This window comes from Microbacterium sp. GbtcB4, from assembly GCF_019091465.1.
Lineage (GTDB): Bacteria > Actinomycetota > Actinomycetes > Actinomycetales > Microbacteriaceae > Microbacterium > Microbacterium paraoxydans.
Map to the genome: position 1 here is coordinate 48,115 of NZ_JAGXJJ010000009.1, position 20,232 is coordinate 68,346.

At 70.0% G+C, this 20,232-nt stretch carries 17 protein-coding genes; 10 read left to right on the forward strand and 7 right to left on the reverse strand.

Going from position 1 to position 20,232, the window contains the following annotated elements; all coding sequences use genetic code 11:
- Positions 1 to 93 precede the first annotated feature (93 nt).
- Positions 94 to 1,110: a sugar-transfer associated ATP-grasp domain-containing protein gene (locus KVS71_RS14465; RefSeq protein ID WP_060921807.1), complete on the reverse strand. Its 1,017-nt coding sequence runs from the start codon at positions 1,108 to 1,110 to the stop codon at positions 94 to 96.
- Between the two features lie 84 nt (positions 1,111 to 1,194).
- On the opposite strand from KVS71_RS14465, the gene KVS71_RS14470 reads away from it, so the two are divergent.
- Positions 1,195 to 1,899 (forward strand): alanine racemase, encoded by a 705-nt coding sequence (locus KVS71_RS14470; RefSeq protein WP_231919622.1) that lies wholly within the window; start codon positions 1,195 to 1,197, stop codon positions 1,897 to 1,899.
- An 11-nt stretch (positions 1,900 to 1,910) separates the two neighbouring features.
- Entirely contained in the window at positions 1,911 to 2,948 is a 1,038-nt protein-coding gene (locus KVS71_RS14475; RefSeq protein WP_060921826.1) for an alanine racemase, read from the forward strand.
- Between the two features lie 26 nt (positions 2,949 to 2,974).
- On the opposite strand, the gene KVS71_RS14480 is transcribed toward KVS71_RS14475, so the two are convergent.
- A complete protein-coding gene (locus KVS71_RS14480; RefSeq protein WP_025103577.1) occupies positions 2,975 to 3,193 on the reverse strand; it encodes a hypothetical protein in 219 nt (72 codons plus the stop codon).
- Positions 3,194 to 3,371: 178 nt separating this feature from the next.
- On the opposite strand from KVS71_RS14480, the gene KVS71_RS14485 reads away from it, so the two are divergent.
- Positions 3,372 to 5,486 carry a type IIA DNA topoisomerase subunit B gene (locus KVS71_RS14485; protein ID WP_060921827.1) on the forward strand — a complete coding sequence of 705 codons (2,115 nt, stop codon included), beginning with the start codon at positions 3,372 to 3,374 and terminating at the stop codon, positions 5,484 to 5,486.
- Positions 5,487 to 5,546: 60 nt separating this feature from the next.
- Here KVS71_RS14485 and KVS71_RS14490 read toward each other — a convergent pair whose 3' ends face one another.
- Entirely contained in the window at positions 5,547 to 7,988 is a 2,442-nt protein-coding gene (locus KVS71_RS14490) for a DNA topoisomerase IV subunit A (RefSeq protein ID WP_217584883.1), read from the reverse strand.
- 44 nt (positions 7,989 to 8,032) lie between these two features.
- On the opposite strand from KVS71_RS14490, the gene KVS71_RS14495 reads away from it, so the two are divergent.
- A complete protein-coding gene (locus tag KVS71_RS14495; protein ID WP_217584884.1) occupies positions 8,033 to 9,154 on the forward strand; it encodes a nucleotide pyrophosphatase/phosphodiesterase family protein in 1,122 nt (373 codons plus the stop codon).
- Positions 9,155 to 9,172: 18 nt separating this feature from the next.
- On the opposite strand, the gene sepH is transcribed toward KVS71_RS14495, so the two are convergent.
- On the reverse strand, positions 9,173 to 10,219 hold the full coding sequence (gene sepH, locus KVS71_RS14500) for a septation protein SepH (protein WP_217584885.1): 1,047 nt from the start codon (positions 10,217 to 10,219) through the stop codon (positions 9,173 to 9,175).
- A 199-nt stretch (positions 10,220 to 10,418) separates the two neighbouring features.
- On the opposite strand from sepH, the gene KVS71_RS14505 reads away from it, so the two are divergent.
- Positions 10,419 to 10,712, forward strand: a complete 294-nt coding sequence (locus KVS71_RS14505) for a DUF4193 domain-containing protein (RefSeq protein ID WP_060921810.1) — start codon at positions 10,419 to 10,421, stop codon at positions 10,710 to 10,712.
- Between the two features lie 73 nt (positions 10,713 to 10,785).
- Here KVS71_RS14505 and KVS71_RS14510 read toward each other — a convergent pair whose 3' ends face one another.
- Positions 10,786 to 11,250, reverse strand: coding sequence for a DUF3093 domain-containing protein (locus KVS71_RS14510; protein WP_217584886.1), 465 nt, complete (start codon positions 11,248 to 11,250; stop codon positions 10,786 to 10,788).
- Between the two features lie 12 nt (positions 11,251 to 11,262).
- Here KVS71_RS14510 and dut point away from each other — a divergent pair, with 12 nt between their 5' ends.
- From dut to dxs, 5 genes are all read left to right on the forward strand, one after another.
- On the forward strand, positions 11,263 to 11,733 hold the full coding sequence (gene dut / locus KVS71_RS14515; RefSeq protein WP_060921812.1) for a dUTP diphosphatase: 471 nt from the start codon (positions 11,263 to 11,265) through the stop codon (positions 11,731 to 11,733).
- Positions 11,730 to 12,317 carry a DUF3710 domain-containing protein gene (locus KVS71_RS14520; protein WP_060921813.1) on the forward strand — a complete coding sequence of 196 codons (588 nt, stop codon included), beginning with the start codon at positions 11,730 to 11,732 and terminating at the stop codon, positions 12,315 to 12,317. The genes dut and KVS71_RS14520 overlap by 4 nt, the downstream gene beginning before the upstream one ends.
- Positions 12,314 to 13,048, forward strand: a complete 735-nt coding sequence (locus KVS71_RS14525) for a DUF3159 domain-containing protein (protein WP_105949896.1) — start codon at positions 12,314 to 12,316, stop codon at positions 13,046 to 13,048. Before KVS71_RS14520 ends, KVS71_RS14525 begins: the two co-directional genes overlap by 4 nt.
- Before the next feature lie 108 nt (positions 13,049 to 13,156).
- A complete protein-coding gene (locus KVS71_RS14530; RefSeq protein ID WP_199787641.1) occupies positions 13,157 to 16,036 on the forward strand; it encodes an aconitate hydratase in 2,880 nt (959 codons plus the stop codon).
- A gap of 155 nt (positions 16,037 to 16,191) precedes the next feature.
- Positions 16,192 to 18,132 carry a 1-deoxy-D-xylulose-5-phosphate synthase gene (gene dxs / locus KVS71_RS14535; RefSeq protein ID WP_060921816.1) on the forward strand — a complete coding sequence of 647 codons (1,941 nt, stop codon included), beginning with the start codon at positions 16,192 to 16,194 and terminating at the stop codon, positions 18,130 to 18,132.
- A gap of 29 nt (positions 18,133 to 18,161) precedes the next feature.
- Here dxs and KVS71_RS14540 read toward each other — a convergent pair whose 3' ends face one another.
- Together KVS71_RS14540 and KVS71_RS14545 are read right to left on the reverse strand one after the other, a co-directional pair.
- Positions 18,162 to 19,619 (reverse strand): glycerol-3-phosphate dehydrogenase/oxidase, encoded by a 1,458-nt coding sequence (locus tag KVS71_RS14540; protein ID WP_217584887.1) that lies wholly within the window; start codon positions 19,617 to 19,619, stop codon positions 18,162 to 18,164.
- Positions 19,616 to 20,224: a TetR/AcrR family transcriptional regulator gene (locus KVS71_RS14545; RefSeq protein WP_217584888.1), complete on the reverse strand. Its 609-nt coding sequence runs from the start codon at positions 20,222 to 20,224 to the stop codon at positions 19,616 to 19,618. The genes KVS71_RS14540 and KVS71_RS14545 overlap by 4 nt, the downstream gene beginning before the upstream one ends.
- Between the last annotated feature and the right edge of the window lie 8 nt (positions 20,225 to 20,232).

Sequence of the window (20,232 nt, forward strand, 5' to 3'; positions counted from 1 at the left end):
TCGAACCACCCCTTTACATACGAACCGGCCCCTTGCGTTTGAACCCAAGGGGCCGGTTCGTTCGTAAGGGGCCGGGTCGACGCTTCGACAGGCTCAGAAGCCGATGACCTCGCGGTACCGCGGCTTGTGCCCGGTGCGGATGCCGGTGACGCTGGGCTTGTTCTCGTACACGCCTGCGCCCCAGTTGCCCTCGACGAGCACGGGGCCGTCAGGGGTCACGACGACGTCCCAGCCGACGTACTGCACCTGCGGCACGACGCGGGCGACCTGATCGATGAACGCCCGCACCTCGTCCATATAGGGCAGCTGGAAGTCGGCGATACGGAACCCGGAGTCCGGGTGCGTCTCGTGGACGTGGCCGTGCGAGTCGTAGCCGGCCCCCACCGCGTGCCCATTCTCGTCGAGCATCGTGTAGAAGCCGCCGAAGGTCATCTGGTCGCTCACCGCGCCGCGTCCGAACTTCTGCGCCATCGCGAGGATGTGCGCCTTCTCGCCGTCGAAGAACGCGGTGATGCGCGTGGTGTTCACGGTCCCGGGGCACACGGCTGCGAGGTCGTCGTGCTGGCGGATGACCTGTTCGATCAGCAGCTCGCCGCGATCGAGGAGGCCGCGGTGGAACTCGGTCCAGTCCGTGATGTCGGCCGCGTGATACCGGTGCACACCGGTCCCGGCCTGGCCGACCGGCTCCTTCGTGACGATCGTGCCGAGGCGCTCCGTCAGGGCGCGGACCTCGTCGGCGTTCCCCTCCTCGACCACCATCCACTCACGGTGCAGGTGCGCGGAGAACTTGCGGTTGAACTCGATCTTGTCCTGGAAGATCCAGCGGAAGTCGGGGTGGTCGTACTTCTGCGAGAGCTGGTTGGACACGGGGTGCGTCATGTACGTCTCACGCTCGGCCCGGTTCAGCATCGCGAAGTCGTAGTCGATGTAGTCCTGGAAGCCGACGTTGTGACGGGCCGCCGACCAGAGCATGTCGGCGACGATCGTGGGCACGGGCCGGTGATGCTGGGCCGAGGCCTCCTTGGCGCGTTCGAACACCGAACCGACGTCGATGCGGCGGGCACGGCCGAGGAGGTAGCGGATGCGGGGCGCGAGAGAAAGACGAGACATGAAGCTCCGGGTCTAGGGATCGACGTCCCAGTCTACGCGGGGAGCCCCCAGGCTCCTGGGAGCGCGGAAGCTAGGCTGGAGCACGTGTGTGACACGAGTTCGAGTGCGCTTCCGCAGGCGATGATCTCGCGTTCGGCCCTCGCTGCCGGCGCGTCCGCGGCGATCCAGGCGGGAGGTCGCCGGGCCGACTTGCGGCGCGATGCGTGGGGTCACGGTCTGCTCGCCGTCGCCCAGGCGGTGACCGCGGCAGGAGCGGAGGAGGTCCTCGTCGACTCCCCCGGAGAGGTCGAGGCGCTCCGTCTCGAAGGCATCACCGCCACGATCACCGGAGAGCCGGACGTCGATCCCGCTCTCCTCTACGGGCTGCCGTCCGCGGAGGGCCTCCCGACGACGCCTCCGGTCATGCGCCTGGTCGGCCGTGTCATGTCCACCAAGCGCCTGCGGGCGGGAGAGGCCGTCTCGTACGGCTACACCTTCCGGGCGGCGGCGGACACCACGGTCGCGCTCGTGACGGGCGGCTACGCTCAGGGCATCGTCCGGGCCCTGGGCAACCACGCGGACGTGGAGATCGACGGCGCGCTGCACCCCATCGTCGGGCGTGTCGCGATGGACGTCTGCGTCATCGACCTCCAGGGGGCTCCCGCGGAGGTCGGCGACGCGGTGACCTACTTCGGAGGGACCGGACCCGCCTCCGGCGCCATCGCGCGCTGGGCGGAGCTCACTCGGATGACCCCGGCTGAGCTCGTCGCGGTCCCGGGAGCGCACGCCGTGCGCGGATGGGAGGCATGATGGGAGGCCCGATGCGCCCCGAACTGCGTCTGGACAGCGCCGTCTTCCGCGCGAACATCGCGGCGGTCCGTGACCGCCTCGGCGACTCCACGCTGATGCTGGTCCTCAAGGACGATGCCTACGGCCACGGGCTCCGCTGGGCGGTCGAGACGGGCCTCGAGGCCGGGGTGACGTCGTTCGGCAGCTATGACGTGCGCGGAGGCGTCGAGGTCCGGCGCATCGCGGGCGGAGAGGTGACGGTGTTCGCCTGGGCGACCTCGACAGATGAGGAGATCGACGAGGCGCTCCTGCAGGACATCGAGCTCGGCGTCGGCACGGTCGAATATCTCCGGCGCATTGCCGCCCGGGCGGAGGTCCTCGGCGTGCGCGCACGGATCCACCTCAAGATCGACACCGGGCTGCACCGCAACGGCGTGCGCCCGGAGGACTGGGCGGCCGCGGTCGCCGATGCCCGGGACGCCGAGCGGTCCGGCGCCCTCGCGCTCGTCGGCGTCTGGAGCCACATCGCCGAGGCGAGCGATGCCGAGGACGACGAGGCGCAGGCCGTGTTCCTCGACGCCGTCCGGCAGGCCGGCCTGACCGGGCCGCAGCCGGCGTCTGTGCACCTCACGGCCTCGGCCGCGTCCTGGTGGCGACCCGAGCTGCGCGGGACCGTGTCGCGGATCGGCGCGTTCTGCTACGGCATCCGCTCGGCGGACGGCCCGGACCTCGACGGGATCCGTCCCGCGGCGCGTCTCGTCGCGCCGGTCGTGCGGGTGGAGGGCGAGAACGCGATCGTCGCCGTCGGGAGCCTGGACGGCGTCCCCTCCACGCTGACCGGGATGACGGTGGGCACCCCCGCCGGCTCGCGTGCCGTGTCGACCATCGATGTCGCCACGATGACGGTCGAAGGCTGGCCGGGGATGGCGGTCGGCGACGAGGTGACGATCTTCGGCCCCGGCGCACAGGGGGAGGAGACAGCAACGACCCTCGCCGAGCGGATCGATACGGTGGGCGAGGAGATCCTCACCCGCCTCGGTCCGCGGATTCGGCGGAGGGTCGTGGACTGAACCGGCCCGGCCGGGTCAGGCGCTGATCAGACCGTCTCGATGAGACGAGCGGTCTCGTCGTGCCAGCTCGTGGCCACGCTGCGCAGCTTCTCTTCGTACTTGCGGCCGTGGTGGGCGCAGAAGAGCAGCTCGGAACCGTTGACCTCGGCGGCGATGTAGGCCTGCGCTCCACACGAGTCGCAGCGGTCCATCGCGGTCAGGCGGTACTCGACAGCGGAGGTCTCACGTTCGGTCGTTGCATTCATCTCGGGGCCTCCTCGGGTGTCGGCGTCCTTGTTGGTCGTGCTCAATACAACCACGCTGCACCTGGGGGCATGCCCGGTCGACGGCGTGTTTCGCTCAGCGCGTACGCGCGCACCCGCGAAGGCGGCGCCCCGGGGAGTGTCTGCGAGGGGCGGCTCCCTCCCGCGAATAGACTCGGAGATTGTGAATGCCGAGTACTCCGCCCATCATCTCCAGGTGCTCGAAGGACTCGAAGCGGTCCGCAAGCGCCCCGGCATGTACATCGGCTCGAACGGTTCGCCCGGGCTCATGCACTGCCTCTGGGAGATCATCGACAACTCCGTGGACGAGGCCGTCGCCGGCAACGGTTCCCGGATCGACGTCATCCTCCACGACGACGGCAGCGTCGAGGTGCACGACCGCGGTCGCGGCATCCCCGTCGACGTCGAGCCCCGGACCGGTCTGACCGGCGTCGAGGTCGTGTACACGAAGCTGCACGCCGGAGGGAAGTTCGGCGGTGGCTCCTATGCGGCATCGGGCGGTCTGCACGGCGTCGGCGCCTCGGTCGTGAACGCCCTCTCCGAGCGCCTCGACGTCGAGGTCGACCGCGGCGGCAAGACCTACGCGATGTCCTTCCACCGCGGTGAGCCCGGCATCTTCCAGGACTCGGGGGAGAAGCGGCCCGATGCGCCGTTCACCCCGTTCGAGGAGAACAGCGAGCTGCGCGTCGTCGGCAAGGCGCCGCGCGGCGTCACCGGCACGCGGGTGCGGTACTGGGCCGACCGCCAGATCTTCACCAAGGACGCCGCGTTCCAGCTCGCCGAGCTCGAGACGCGGGCGCGTCAGACGGCCTTCCTGGTCCCCGGGCTCGAGATCGTGGTGCGCGACGAGCGCGCCGCGAGCGCCGGGGTGGGGGAGGACGGTGCGCCGACCGGCCCCGTGGAGACCTCGTACCTCTACGAGGGCGGCATCTCCGAGTTCGTGGACTACCTCGCGGTCGACCCGCCGGTGACCGACACCTGGCGCATCCAGGGGGAGGGCACGTTCACCGAGACCGTCCCGGTCCTGCAGCCGGACGGGCACATGGTGGCGACCGAGGTGGAGCGCGTCTGCGCCGTCGACATCGCCCTGCGCTGGGGCACCGGCTACGACACCCGCATCCGCTCCTTCGTGAACATCATCTCCACGCCGAAGGGCGGCACGCATCAGCAGGGCTTCGAGCAGGAGCTGTTGAAGGTGCTCCGCAGCCAGGTCGAGCAGAACGCCCGCCGGCTCAAGGTCGGCAACGACAAGCTCGAGAAGGACGACGTCCTCGCCGGCCTCACCGCGGTCCTCACGGTCAACGTGCCGGAGCCGCAGTTCGAGGGTCAGACGAAGGAGGTGCTCGGCACGCCCGCCGTGCGCCAGATCGTGGCCCAGGTGATGCGCAAGGACCTCCAGCAGCGTTTCACCTCCACCAAGCGCGACGACAAGAGCCAGGCCACGCAGCTGCTCGACAAGATCGTCTCCGAGATGAAGGCCCGCGTGTCGGCACGCGCCCACAAGGAGACGCAGCGCCGGAAGAACGCGCTCGAGTCGTCCACCCTGCCGACCAAGCTCGTCGACTGCCGGACGAACGACGTGGAGCGCAGCGAGCTCTTCATCGTCGAGGGCGACTCGGCCCTCGGCACGGCGAAGAACGCGCGCAACAGCGAGTTCCAGGCGCTGCTGCCGATCCGCGGGAAGATCCTCAACGTGCAGAAGGCGTCGGTCGGCGACATGCTGTCCAACGCCGAGTGCGCGTCCATCATCCAGGTGATCGGGGCCGGCTCCGGTCGGACGTTCGACATCGACGCCGCGCGCTACGGGAAGATCATCCTCATGAGCGACGCCGACGTCGACGGCGCGCACATCCGCACTCTGCTGCTCACGCTCTTCTTCCGCTACATGCGGCCCCTCATCGAGAACGGACGGGTGTTCGCCGCCGTGCCGCCGCTGCATCGGATCATCGTCATCAATCCGGGATCCAAGCCGAACGAGACGATCTACACCTACAGCGAGCAGGAGCTGCACGCGCTGCTCGCGAAGCTCCGCAAGGCCGGCAAGCGCTGGCACGAGCCGATCCAGCGCTACAAGGGTCTCGGCGAGATGGACGCCGAGCAGCTCGCGAACACGACGATGGACCGCTCCGGTCGTCTGCTCCGCCGCGTCCGGATGGAGGACGCCGAGGCGGCGGGCCGCGTCTTCGAACTCCTCATGGGCAACGAGGTCGCCCCGCGGCGGGAGTTCATCATCGACTCCGCCGACCAGCTCTCCCGCGAGTCCATCGACGCCTGAGTGCAGAGGTCACGAAGAAGGGGACCCGGCGTGGCCGGGTCCCCTTCTTCGTGGAACGGATCAGACGAGCGTGCGGCCGATGCTGCCGATGACGCCGTCGATCGGCTGACCGGAGGCGTCGCGTCGTGCCCCCACGTCCGGGAGCTTGCGCACCGCGCCGGTGGGGTCGACGGCCAGTGCCGGACTCGGGCCGACCCAGGCGACGGTGAGGCGGTCCTCGCCCTTCAGGAAGGCGTGGGCGCGGACGCCGCCAGTCGCGCGGCCCTTCGACGGGTACTCCGTGAAGGCCGAGACCTTCGCGCGGCCGGGATCGGTGCCTGGCAGGATGCTCTCCGCACCGGACACCGTGGCGACGACGGCCTCCGTGTCCGGGCGGACGGCGCCGAAGAAGAGGACAGAGGCGCCGGAGCCGAGCTTGATGCCCGCCATGCCGCCCGCCGGGGCGCCCTGGGGGCGGACCGTCGAAGCCGAGAACCGGAGGAGCTGCGCGTCGGTGGTGAGGAACACGAGGTCGGCGTCATCCGCAGCGTCGGCCGCACCGACCACGGCGTCGCCGGCCTTGAGGCCGATGACCTCCAGGTCGGGCCGCACGGGCAGGGTCGACGGCACGATGCGCTTCACGATGCCCTGAGCGGTGCCGAGGGCGACGGGGGTCTCGCTGTCGAAACGGACGAACCCGAGGATGCGCTCGCCCTTGGTCGTGATCCCGAGGTAGTCGCGCAGCGGAGTCCCCGCGGCGAGCTGCACCGAGGTGCCGGGCACCGAGGGCAGGTCGACGGGGGAGAAGCGGACGACGCGTCCCGTGCTGGTGAGCGCCCCGACCTCGCCCCGGACCGTCGTCTCGACCGTCGCGAGGATGGCGTCGTGCTTGCTCCGCCGGGCCGGGGCGGTGAGCTCCTGTCCTTCGCCGAGGTCCACGCGCACGGCGCGGCCCGTCATCGACAGGACCACGGTGGTCGGAGCATCGGCGATCTGCAGATCCACCGCGCCCTTCGTCGCGCGGGGCTTCGGCGGGGCGGCGTTCATCAGCAGCGTGCGGCGCGGCGTGCCGTAGGCCTCCGCCACGGCGTCCAGCTCCTGGGCGACGGCGGCGCGCAGCAGCGCCGGGCTGGCGAGCAGTTCGCGCAGCGACGCGATCTCCGCGAGGAGGGCGTCGCGCTCCGCTTCGAGCTCGATGCGGGAGAACTTGGTCAGGCGGCGCAGTCGCAGTTCGAGGATGTACTCGGCCTGCGGCTCGCTGAGGTCGAACACCGACCGGAGTCGGGTGCGGGCCTGCTCCGTGTCGTCCGAGGAGCGGATGACCTGGATGACCTCGTCGATGTCGAGGATCGCGATGAGGAGCCCCTCCACCAGGTGCAGGCGCTCCTCCCGGCGGGCGAGGCGGTACCGGCTGCGGCGGGTGATGACCTCGATGCGGTGGCCGACGTAGACGCTGAGCATCTCCTTGAGCCCGAGCGTGCGGGGCTGGCCGTCGACGAGGGCGACGTTGTTGATGCTGAAGGAGTCCTCCAGCGGGGTGAGCCGGTAGAGCTGCTCCAGCACGGCGTTCGGATCGAAACCGGTCTTGATCCCGATCGCGACGCGCAGGCCGTGGTTGCGGTCGGTGAGGTCGGTGACGTCGCTGATGCCCTGCAGCTTCTTCGCCTGCACCGCGTCGCGGATCTTCTCGATGAGACGCTCCGGGCCGACCATGTAGGGCAGCTCCGACACGATGATGCCCGTGCGCCGGGGGCCCAGCGGCTCGATCGACGTTCGCCCGCGGACCTTGAGGGCACCGCGCCCGGTCGTATAGGCGTCCTTCACGCCATAGAGCCCCATGAGGATCCCGCCCGACGGGAAGTCGGGACCGGGGACGTACTCCATGAGATCCTCGGTGGTGGCGTCCGGGTTCTCGAGCAGGTGGGTCGCCGCGGCGACGACCTCGATGAGGTTGTGCGGCGCCATGTTGGTCGCCATGCCCACCGCGATGCCGCTGGCACCGTTGACGAGCAGGTTGGGGAACGCCGCGGGCAGCACGGCCGGCTGCTGGAACTGGCCGTCGTAGTTCGGGATGAAGTCGACGACGTCCTCGTCGAGGTTCTCGGTGAGCGACAGCGCGGGCGCGGCGAGGCGCGCCTCGGTGTACCGGGCGGCGGCGGGGCCGTCGTCCAAGGAGCCGAAGTTGCCGTGACCGTCGACGAGCGGCACCCGGAGGGCCCACTCCTGCGCGAGGCGGACGAGGGCGTCGTAGATGGCCGAGTCGCCGTGGGGGTGCAGCTTTCCCATGACCTCGCCCACCACGCGGGCGCTCTTCACATGACCGCGGTCCGGGCGCAGGCCCATCTCGGCCATCTGGAACAGGATGCGGCGCTGCACCGGCTTGAGGCCGTCTCTGGCGTCGGGGAGTGCCCGCGAGTAGATGACGGAGTACGCGTACTCCAGGAAGGATCCCTGCATCTCGTGAGAGAGATCGATGTCCTGGATGCGTTCCTCGACGGGCTCGGGCGGCGGGGTTTTCGGCATGGACTTCCTGAGGGCGTACGGGAGCCTGTGTCAGACTGGCTCGGATGTCCTTCATGCTACCGTCCGTGCCGCCCGGCGCCCGGAGCGTCGTCGGGGTGGCGGACGACCTGTGCGCCGCTCTCCGAGGCGAATCCGCCACGCTGCCGAGCGCCGATTCGGCCGTGCTCGTGGTGATCGACGGCCTCGGGGCGATCAGCCTCAGGGGCCACGCCGGTCATGCCCGGTCGCTCACCGCATCCATGACCAAGAAGGACGTCGCCCAGACGGTGTTCCCGACGACGACGGCGGCGGCGCTGACCAGTCTCACCACGGGTGCCTGGCCGGGGGAGCACGGCCTCGTCGGGTACCGGGTCAGGGATCCGGAACGGGACGTGCTCGTGAACCAGCTCAGCGGGTGGGAGACGGACGGCCTGGATCCCCTCACCTGGCAGGGGACGTCCACCGTGTTCGAGCGCGCGGCGTCGGTCGGACAGGAGACGTTCGCCGTCGGACTCGCGACCTACGCGCACAGCGGCTTCACGCGGGCGACGTTGCGGGGAGCGACCTTCGTGTCTGCCGCGACGCCGGAGGAGCGGGTCGAGGTCGCCTACACGCTGGCCGCGGAGCATCCGGGCTCGCTGGTGTACTGCTACCTCCCCGAGGTCGACAAGGCGGGGCACAAGCACGGTGTCGCGTCCGCCGAGTGGGTGGCCGCGTTGGAGCGGATCGACGGGGCGCTGTCGCTCCGCGTCCCCCCGCGGGTCGGCGTGGTCGTGACCTCGGATCACGGGATGGTCGATGTGCCGTTCCACCGTCAGGTAGTGCTCGAGGAGTCGCATCTCGCGGGAATCCGTCACGTGGGCGGGGAACCCCGCATGCTGCACCTCTACCCTGAGCCGGACGCCGATGCCGCTCTGGTTGCGACGCGGCTTCGCCGCGACCTCGAGGGCGCGGCCGATGTCGTCACCCGCGCGGAGGCAGTGGAGGCCGGGCTCTTCGGTCCGGTCGTGCGAGACGAGGTCCTGGATCGCATCGGCGACGTCCTGGTCATCGCCACGGGAGTCCGGGCACTCTACGACGGCACTGCCGACGACCAGCGCAATCGCGGCATGGTGGGGCAGCACGGGGCGCTCACGCCGGATGAGACGCGGGTTCCCTTCCTGCGGTTCGGATCGTTCGCCTCCTGAGGCTCGACCGGGAACCGATCACTCGTCGGTGCGCGCTCCGAAGACGATCTCGTCCCACGACGGCATCGCGTTCCGGCGGCGCCGACGCCCGCTGCCGTCGCTGTCCCCGGAAGCAGGCTGACGCGGCGCGGGCTCGGGGGCCTCGGGCTCGTCGTCCGGCTCCTCCAGGGCGGCGAACAGAGCGATGGGGTCGGACTCTTCCGGAGTCTCCTCGATCTCGTGCTCGATCGGCGACGGTTCCCGCTGACCGCGACGGCGGCGCAGGGCTTCGAGGAGGTCGGCGGTCTCCGGACTCGTCGAGGCGGAGTCGGGTGCGCGGTTGATCGCGGCGTCCTGGACCGCCGGCGCCGACCGCTCGGGCTGCGCCGGCTCGTCGGCCTCTGCAACCGGAGCCGGGACCAGACGAGGACCGAAGGCACCGGAGTCAAAGCGGCTGTCGTCCTTGTAGGGGGAAGCGGCACGGTCCGCCTCCACCGCCCGCAGGCGCGGGATGAGGCCCTCCGGGAGCGAACCCTGGCGGGAGAGCTGCGTGGCGTCGGCGTTCAGGGGGGAGAGGGCGCTGCGCCGCGGATCGAAGCTCCAGCGGGCGTCATGCTCGACGTCGTTGGCGGAGAACTCCAGCTTGATGATCCAACCGGATTCCTCCTTCCAGCTGGCCCAGCGTTCGGACGACGCGGCCACCTCGGCGAGCTTGGCGCGGATCGCGGCTCCGAAGGTGGGCTGCGCATCCGGCTCGACCTCGCTGCCGATGAGGACGGGCACGGCGAGCGCCTGGCCGATGATGTGCTCGCGCTCGGCGAGGACGGGGCCCTCGAACCGGGCGACGTCGTCGACGCTGATCCCGAGGAGCTCCGCGACCTCCGCGGCGGTGAGACCGGCGCGGATCTGTGCCTGGATGTCGCGTGGACTCGCAGCGAGCTGCTGGGCGGCCGGCTCGGCCTGGCGCGTCGCGCGGCGGATCTCCCGCTGCAGCACGGCGTCGATGGGCAGCGCGAACCGCTCGCCCGCCTCGGTAGCGAGGACGAGCACTCCTGCCTCTGTGCCGACGATGGTGACGTTTTCCATGCGAATGCCCCTCTGATGGGTGTGCGTTCATGGTGTCACGCCGGGCTGGCCGGAACGGGGAATACGGCGGGCGTGCCGTGAGTTTGCCCTGTCGCATGGGAGGGCATTTGCGAAACGCCCGCCGGTCATGCAAACTATGGCCGCCGATTACCCGACGGCGCACCCGCCCACTCGCACCATGAAAGTGGAGATTCACCGCATGGCAACCGATTACGACGCTCCCCGAAAGAGTGAAGACGACTCCGAGTCGATCGAAGCCCTCAAGGAGCGTGTGCCGGACAAGCTGTCCGGCACGACCGGAGACGAGGACTCCGACAACCCGTCGAGCTTCGACCTCCCTGGCGCGGACCTCTCCGATCTCGAGCTGGATGTCGTCGTGCTGCCCGCGCAGCAGGACGAGTTCACCTGCATGAGCTGCTTCCTCGTGAAGCACCGCTCGCAGCTCGACCACGAGGGACCCGATGGCCCCATCTGCAAGGAGTGCGCTGCCTGAGCAGCCCTCTGAGCGACGCCCCACGCGCCCCCGACCATCCCGGTCAGGGGCGCGCTGTCGTCTGCGGGTGCGGTCAGTCCCGTGCGGCGCGGATGGCCGCGGCGAGGCGGTCCGGGGTGCGGGTCGAGATCGTCCAGGCGACGACGGGGTCCGCCTCGTCGGCGTTCGGCACCACGACGACTCCATCGATGCCACCGCGGATGAGGTGCCAGCCGCGTGCGGGGAGCTCGGGTCCTCTGGCGCTGCGCGCGTCCTCGCCGGTCAAAGCCATCGGCTCGCCGAGATAGCGCACGTCGATGTGAGCAGGCCCGGCGCGGAGTACGTCGTCCTGCACCGAGACGACCGGAGCCAAGGCGATGGCCGCCACCACGAGCAGCGCGGACACCGCTCCGCCGAGCAGCAGCGCGAAGGTCGAGCCGACCGGCACGAAGATGAGGGACACCATCGGTCCCGCCAGGGCGATCGTGACCAGCAGCCACAGGCTGGGGGCCAGGCGTTCGTGGTAGCGGGGACGTGCGTCCGTTGCGGGGTTCTGCATTAGCCTCATGGGGTGACCGATTCCGTTGATGTCCCCATTATCGCCGCAGTGGTCCCCGGCTATGCGCATCCGGGCGACGCCGGAGCCGATCTCGTGGCCGCCGAGGCCGTACGGCTCGAGCCGGGGGAGCGGGCTCTCGTGCCCACGGGCGTGCGTATCGCGCTGCCGGACGGCTATGCGGCCTTCGTGGTGCCCCGGAGCGGTCTCGCGGCGAAGCACGGCATCTCGATCGTGAACTCGCCCGGCACCGTCGACGCCGGCTACCGGGGCGAGATCAAGGTCAGTCTGATCAACACGGACATCCACAGCGCGTACGATGTCGCCGTCGGCGATCGCATCGCACAGCTCATCGTGATGCCCGTCACCCGCGCCCGGTTCCTCCCGGTCGACGAGCTTCCGGACAGCGTCCGCGGCGCCGGCGGATTCGGCTCGACCGGCTACCAGGCACAGACTCCCGAGAACGAAGCAGGACAGGCGAAATGACCGACAGCAACGACACTCCTTCCAAGTCGGCGCCCGAGAACCGCGCCACCGAGGGCCCGTTCGACGACTCCGAGGCGAACCCCGTCCGCCCGTACATCGACCTCGGCGGGATCAAGATCCTGCCGCGCGAGGGACTGAACCTGCGGCTCGAGGTCGAGGAGCAGAGCAAGCGCATCGTGGCGGTCGGGCTCGACTACGCCGAGTCGTCGCTCCAGGTGCAGCCGTTCGCGGCTCCGCGGAGCGGCGGTCTGTGGGATGAGACGCGGGTCCAGCTCCGCGACCAGGTGAAGGCGCAGGGCGGTCGCGTCGAGGAGCGGGAGGGTCCGCTCGGCAAGGAGCTCCTCGCCGAGGTCCCCGCGACGGCCAGCGAGGGCTCCGGCCTGCGTCTGGCGCGCTTCATCGGCATCGACGGCCCGCGCTGGTTCCTCCGCGGCGTGATCGGCGGAGCGGCGGCGTCCGACCCCGAGGCCGCGGCGAAGGTCGAGGACCTCTTCCGCTCGATCGTCGTCGTCCGCGGGGGAGCGCCCATGCCGCCGCGCGACCTCATTCCCCTGAAGATGCCGGCGACGCCGGGCTCCGCGTGACCACGCCGGACGCCGAGGAGCCACGCACGCAGAGCGCGTCGGAGATCCTCGGAGCAGCACTCGGCGGCGCCGCGCGCAAGGCCGGGCTCGACCCGTCCGAAAGCGCGAGCACGCACAAGGTGGTCTGGTCGGCCATGGGCGGCTGGCGCGGGATCCTGGAGTCGGTGCTGCCGAGCCTCGCGTTCGTGATCCTGTTCACCCTTCGGCCTGAGCCCCTGCTGCTGCCCCTCGGAGTGTCCGTCGGTCTGGCGGCCGTGTTCACCGTCGTCCGGCTGGTGCAGAAGTCGCCGCCGTCGGCCGCCCTCGGCGGGCTGATTGCGGCCGTGGCCGCCGCCGGTCTGGCGCTGTGGACCGGCCGCGGCGAGGACAACTTCGTTCCCGGCCTCATCACCAACGCGGTCTACGGCTCGGCGATCCTCGTCTCGGCTCTCGTCGGCTGGTCGGTCATCGGTCTCGCGGTCGGCTTCCTCATGGGGGAGGGCACCGCCTGGCGTGCGGATCGTCGCAAGCGGCGGGCCTTCTTCTGGCTCGGCATCGCCTGGGCCACGCTGTTCTTCGCGCGGCTGATCGTGCAGTTCCCGCTGTACCTGGCCGGTGACGTCACCGCCCTCGGGACCCTCAAGCTCGTGATGGGACTGCCGTTGTTCGCGCCCCTGATCGCCGTGACCTGGCTGGTCGTCCGCGCGCTCTATCCCCGCGCGTCGTCGCACGACGACCCCGCGGCGGCGTGATAGATTTATCTCGACATCAAGATAAATCACGGGCTTTCGCCGGTGACCTGCGCGGAGCAGACTGGTTAGGTCCCCCTTGCTAGCCGCGCGGCCGCACCGGCGAGCAAGATGGAGGCGCCTGTCGCTCCCATCCGAATAGAAGGAGACGGATTCGTGTCCACGGTGAACAGCTTCGGTGCCAAGAGCACCCTGACGGTCGGCAGCACCGACTACGAGATCTTCCGCATCGACACGGTGCCCGGTTTCGACAAGCTCCCCTTCAGCCTCAAGGTCCTCCTGGAGAACCTGCTCCGCACCGAGGACGGCGCGAACGTCACGAAGGCGCAGATCGAGGCGCTCGGGTCCTGGGACGCCAACGCGGAGCCCAACACCGAGATCCAGTTCACGCCGGCGCGTGTGGTCATGCAGGACTTCACCGGTGTGCCCTGCATCGTCGACCTCGCCACCATGCGCGAGGCTGTGACGGCGCTCGGCGGCGACCCGAACAAGATCAACCCGCTCTCGCCGGCCGAGATGGTCATCGACCACTCCGTCATCGCCGACCTGTTCGGCACCGAGAACGCCCTCGAGCGCAACGTCGAGATCGAGTACGAGCGGAACGGCGAGCGGTACCAGTTCCTGCGCTGGGGCCAGACCGCGTTCCAGGACTTCAAGGTCGTGCCCCCCGGCACCGGCATCGTCCACCAGGTCAACATCGAGCACCTGGCGAAGGTCATCTACGACCGCACCAACGGCGGCGTCCTCCAGGCCTACCCCGACACCTGTGTCGGCACCGACTCGCACACCACGATGGTCAACGGACTGGGCGTGCTCGGCTGGGGCGTCGGCGGCATCGAGGCCGAGGCCGCGATGCTCGGCCAGCCCGTGTCGATGCTCATCCCGCGCGTCGTCGGCTTCAAGCTCTCGGGTGAGATCCCCGCCGGCGTGACCGCGACCGACGTGGTGCTGACCATCACCGACATGCTGCGCAAGCACGGCGTCGTCGGCAAGTTCGTCGAGTTCTACGGCGAGGGCGTCGCCTCGGTGCCGCTCGCGAACCGTGCGACGATCGGCAACATGTCGCCCGAGTTCGGCTCGACCGCCGCGATCTTCCCGATCGACGACGTCACCCTCGACTACCTGCGCCTCACCGGCCGCAGCGACGAGGCCGTCGCGCTCGTGGAGGCCTACGCCAAGGAGCAGAAGCTCTGGCACGACGCCTCCCACGAGCCGGTCTTCAGCGAGTACATGGAGCTCGACCTGAGCACGGTCGTCCCGTCGATCGCCGGACCGAAGCGCCCGCAGGACCGCATCCTCCTCTCGGAGGCGAAGACGCAGTTCGAGCAGGACATCCTGAACTACGCCACGGCCTCGACCAGCGACGACATCGTCGACCTCGAGTCCAAGCACTCCTTCCCGGCGTCCGACCCCGGTCAGGTCCCCGGCGAGGAGGAGCCGACCACGCGTCCCGTGCACATCAGCAGCGGTGCGCCGGCCAACGTGTCGAACCCCGTGCCGGTCACGACTCCCGAGGGCGAGAAGTACACCCTCGACAACGGCGCCGTCACGCTGGCCGCCATCACGTCGTGCACCAACACGTCCAACCCGTCGGTCATGATCGCCGCCGGTCTCCTCGCCCGCAAGGCGCGGGAGAAGGGCCTCAAGCAGAAGCCGTGGGTCAAGACCACGCTCGGCCCCGGCTCGAAGGTCGTCACGGACTACTACGAGAAGTCGGGTCTGGACAAGGACCTCGAGGGTCTCGGCTTCTACACCGTCGGCTACGGCTGCACCATCTGCATCGGAAACTCCGGTCCGCTGATCGAAGAGGTCTCCGAGGCGATCAACTCGCACGACCTCGCGGTCACGGCCGTCCTCTCGGGCAACCGCAACTTCGAGGGTCGCATCAGCCCGGACGTGAAGATGAACTACCTGGCCAGCCCGCCGCTGGTCATCGCGTACGCCCTCGCCGGCTCGATGCACTTCGACTTCGAGACCGACGCGCTCGGCAAGGACGCGGACGGCAACGACGTGTTCCTCAAGGACATCTGGCCTTCGCCGGACGAGGTGCAGGAGATCGTCGACTCGTCGATCTCGCGCGACCAGTTCATCAAGCAGTACGCCACCGTGTTCGACGGTGACGAGCGCTGGCGCAACCTGCCCACGCCGGACGACGACACGTTCCAGTGGGACGAGAACTCGACCTACGTGCGCAAGGCCCCGTACTTCGACGGCATGACGATGGAGCTCACCCCGGTGAAGGACATCGAGGGTGCGCGCGTCATGGCGACGCTCGGCGACTCGGTCACCACCGACCACATCTCGCCCGCCGGAAACATCAAGCCGGGCACCCCCGCGGCCCAGTACCTCACGGAGCACGGCGTCGACCGCAAGGACTTCAACTCCTTCGGCTCGCGGCGCGGCAACCACGAGGTCATGATCCGCGGCACCTTCGCGAACATCCGCCTGAAGAACCTCATGGTCTCGGCCGTGAACGACGGACAGGTCGTCGAGGGTGGCTACACCCGCGACTTCACGCAGCCGGGCGGCCCGCAGTCGTACATCTACGACGCGTGCATGAACTACGCCGAGCAGGGCACCCCGCTCGTCGTCTTCGGCGGCAAGGAGTACGGCTCCGGCTCGTCCCGTGACTGGGCGGCCAAGGGCACGAGCCTCCTGGGCGTGAAGGCCGTGATCACGGAGAGCTTCGAGCGTATCCACCGCTCCAACCTCATCGGCATGGGCGTCGTCCCGCTGCAGTTCCCCGCCGGCGAGAGCTGGGAGTCGCTGGGTCTCGACGGCACCGAGATCGTCTCGATCACGGGACTCGAGGAGCTCAACAACGGCGTCACCCCGAAGACGGTCAAGGTCACCGCCACCCCGAGCGAGCACTCGCCCGAGGGCAAGCAGCCGGTGGAGTTCGACGCGGTCGTCCGCATCGACACCCCCGGTGAGGCGGACTACTACCGCAACGGCGGCATCCTGCAGTACGTGCTGCGCTCGCTCGTCTGAGCCGCGACGACGAAGGGGCCCGTGTCCACGGACACGGGCCCCTTCGGCGTGTCAAGGGTCTCCCGCCCTCGGGGGATTCCCGGCTCCGAGCGGTAGGATCGGGAAGACGTCCGCACCCGTTCGGACGCTCTGCCGAGGCCTGTGAGGAGGCGCAGATGCCCATTCTTCCGAGCATCTCTGGACCGCGTGATCTTGATCGACTCTCGCCGGAGCAACTGGAAGAACTCGCTGCGGAGATCCGGGCTTTCCTCGTCGAGAACGTCTCGCAGACGGGCGGTCACCTCGGTCCGAACCTCGGCGTCGTCGAGCTGACGATCGCCCTGCACCGCGTGTTCTCGTCTCCGGACGATCCTTTCATCTTCGACACCGGCCACCAGTCCTACGTCCACAAGATCCTCACCGGCCGTCAGGACTTCTCGAAGCTCCGCGTCCGGGAGGGTCTCGCCGGTTACCCGCAGCGTGCGGAGAGCCCCCACGACGTCGTCGAGTCGTCCCACGCCTCCAGCTCGCTGAGCTGGGCCGATGGTGTGTCCCGGGCGCTCACCGCGACGGGTCGCGCGGACCGACACGTCGTCGCGGTCGTCGGCGACGGTGCGCTGACCGGCGGCATGACGTGGGAGGCGCTGAACAACATCTCCGACGACAACGACCGCAACCTCGTGATCGTCGTCAACGACAACGGCCGCTCCTACGCGCCGACCATCGGCGGCATGTCCCGCTTCCTCAACCGGGTCCGCACCGCGGCGGCCTACAAGGACCTCCATCACAAGTCCGATCGCCTGTTCCGCGCGTTCGGGCCGGTGGGCCGCGCGGTGTTCCGCGGCGTGCGGGGCGGCACTCACGGCTTCCTCTCCCGGTTCACGAACAACGAGGCCCTGTACTCCAACCTCGACATCAAGTACCTCGGTCCGGTCGACGGTCACGACCTTCCGGCCCTGCTGGAGACCCTGGAACTGGCGAAGTCGTACGGCGCTCCGGTCATCGTGCACGCGATCACCGAGAAGGGCCGCGGCTACCAGCCGGCCCGTGACGATGAGGCCGACCAGTTCCACGCGGTCGGAAAGATCGACCCGACGACGGGGGAGACGCTGTCCTCGGGCGGCCGCGGGTGGACCGACGTCTTCTCCGACGCTCTCGTGAAGGTCGGGGAACGCCGCTCGGACGTGATCGCCATCACTGCGGCGATGCTCCGGCCCACCGGTCTCGCCCCCTTCGCGGAGCGCTTCCCCGACCGTGTCTACGACGTCGGCATCGCCGAGCAGCACGCGGTGGCCTCGGCCGCCGGACTCGCCTACGGCGGCCTGCACCCGGTCGTCGCCGTGTACGCCACGTTCATGGGACGGGCGTTCGACCAGGTGCTCATGGACGTCGCGCTGCACCGCGCGGGCGTCACCTTCGTGCTCGATCGGGCCGGCGTCACGGGTCCCGACGGTCCCAGCCACCACGGCATGTGGGATCTGGCCATGCTGCAGATCGTCCCGCATATCCGCATCGCCGCACCCCGTGACGGTGCACGACTGACCGAGGCGCTGGACGAAGCGGTCGCCGTCGAGGACGCTCCGACCGTCATCCGCTTCCCGAAGGGCGACGTCTCCGCCGATCTGCCGGCGCTCGAGCGCCTCTCGGACGGCGTGGACGTGCTGGCGCGCGGCGAGGGCGAAGACGTCCTCATCGTCGCCATCGGCCCCTTCGCCTCCCTGGCCGTCGACGTGGCGGAGCGGCTGCGCGCCCAGGGCATCGGCGCCACCGTGATCGACCCGCGGTGGGCGATCCCGGTGCAGCCCTCGGTCGTCGAGCTCGCGGCGCGGCACCGCCTGGTGATCACGCTGGAGGACGGCATCCGCGTGGGCGGCATCGGCACGCGCGTGCGGCAGGTGCTCCGCGAGGCGGGCATCGACACGGCGGTGGACGAGCTGGGTCTTCCCGACGAGTTCATCGACCACGCGTCGCGTGATCAGATCCTCGCCGACGCCGGGCTCACGGCATCGAAGATCGCCCAGGACGTCGTGGCACAGGTGCTGGGCACCCGCATCCCGAAGGCCCGCCACGCCGGCGAGACCGGCGCGATCGAGCTCCCGCTCCACGAGCGCCACTGACGCGTTTCCCGAGCAGGACTCCCCGTCGGTCAGCCGAGGTCGGCCACCGTCTCGGCGACGATCTGTTCCACTACGGCAAGGGCGCGGGCGCGCTCGTCGGGGACGAGTCCGATCCGCGTGCGGCGGTCCAGCACATCGGCTGCCGTGAGCGCGCCCTGGAATCGGACGGCGTGCTCGACGGCGGCGCGGGAGAGAGTGGTGCCCTCGGCGATGCCGTCCTGCGAGCCGTCACCCGGTGCGGGATCGTCGATCAGGCGCAGCGTCGCGGTGTTGCTGGGACCGGCCAGGAGGCCTCGCTGCTGCACCGCCAGGTCCACGGCATCTTCCGCCATCCGGCGGTAGGTCGTCAGCTTGCCGCCGAGGACGGAGATGATGCCGGACTCGGAGGCGCGCACGAGGTGACGACGGGAGACGTCCGCGGTCTCGGCTGCTCCGGTGTCTACGAGCGGGCGGAGGCCGGCGAAGGCCCCACGGACGCGGTCCCGCGCCACTGGCACCGCGAGCAGGCGGTTCAGCGTCTCCAGGAGGAAGCTGATCTCGGCCTCGGTGGGCTCGGCGACGGAGGGGATGGGGCCCGGCGCGTCGACATCGGTGAGACCGACGATGAGACGCCCGCCGCGCTGTGGCAGGGCGAACACATAGCGGCTGATGGAACCTTCCAGCGGGATGGTCAGCGCAGCGGCCGGATCGCCGAGATCCGCGGCGTCCAGGACGATGTGGGTGCCGCGGCTCGGGCGCACTGTGAGACCCTTGTCGAGGGTCGCCGCCCACACCCCGGTGGCGTTGACGACCGCCCGTGCCCGGATATCGATGCGTTCCCCGGTGAGCATGTCCGTCGCCGTGGCCCCGTCGGCGGGCAGCCGCTCGGCGCGGACTCGCGTGAGGATCCGCGCGCCGAGACCGGCAGCCGTGCGGGCGACAGCCACGACGAGGGCGGCGTCATCGGACAGCTGGCCGTCGTACGTGACCATGCCGCCGCGGAGTCCGCGGGGGTTCAGGGCGGGGAACAGGCGCAGGGCCCTCGCCGTCCCGACGGGGTGCGGCCCCGGGAGGGTCTTCGCGCTCGTGCGCGCCTGCAGGCGGAGGAGGTCCCCCATGGCCATCCCCGCCGCCCCGGCCCCCCGCTGGCGGCCGCTGACACCGGGGGCGAACGGGAGCAGCTGTCCGAGCGGACGGATGAGGTGGGGTGCGATCACCGACATCAGCAGATGCCGCTCCCGCGCACTCTCGCGCGCCGTCGCCACGTCGCCCGTCGCGAGGTACCGCAGGCCGCCGTGGACGAGCTTCGAGCTGAACCGGCTCGTCCCGAAGGCGAGGTCCTCCGCCTCGATGAGGGTCACGCGGAGACCGCGCGACGCGGCGTCCAGGGCGACGCCCGTTCCGGTGATCCCGCCACCGACCACGAGGAGGTCGCACGTGTCGTCGGCCGCGGCCACGAGCTCGCTTCGGCGGCGCAGCGCGTTGAGAGCGGTCGAGGCGGAGGTCATGGCCGCAGGTGGCCGTCCAGCGCGGCGCGGAGCTCGCGTTCCCAGGCCTGCTCGTCGATGAGGTCGGCCACCGTGCCGTGCGACAGCACGGCGGACTGGGCGATCAGGAGCAGCATGACGGCGATCTCGCCGGGTTCGCCCGCACGTACCGAGCCCTGGGCCTGTGCCGCTGCGATCGCGTCGGCCAGCCACCGGAGGATGAGCCGCTGGCTGGAGCCCACCCGGTGCAGCGTGTACCGCGTGAACGCCTCGGGTTCCTCCTCGAGGAGACGGCTGTACACCGGGTCAGCCCGGAAGAGGGAGGTGAACTGCAGCACATCGGCGACGAGCGCATCCCGGGATTCGACCTTCGCCGGGAACTCCTGGAGGAGGTCGGCGACCCGCCGCAGGAGCGCGGAACGGACGACGTCGTCGGCGTCGCGCCAGGTCCGGTAGATGGTGGGACGGCTGAGGCCGGAGCGCCGGGCGAGTGCGGCGATGGTCACACCGTGGACACCGCTGCGGACGAGCAGGTCGTCCGCAGCGTCGAGGACTCGGCGTTGCGTGGCATCCCAGGCGGGAGTGAAGGCTTCCGAGGGAACATCCGAAGGTTGACGTTCTTCCATGATGTGTC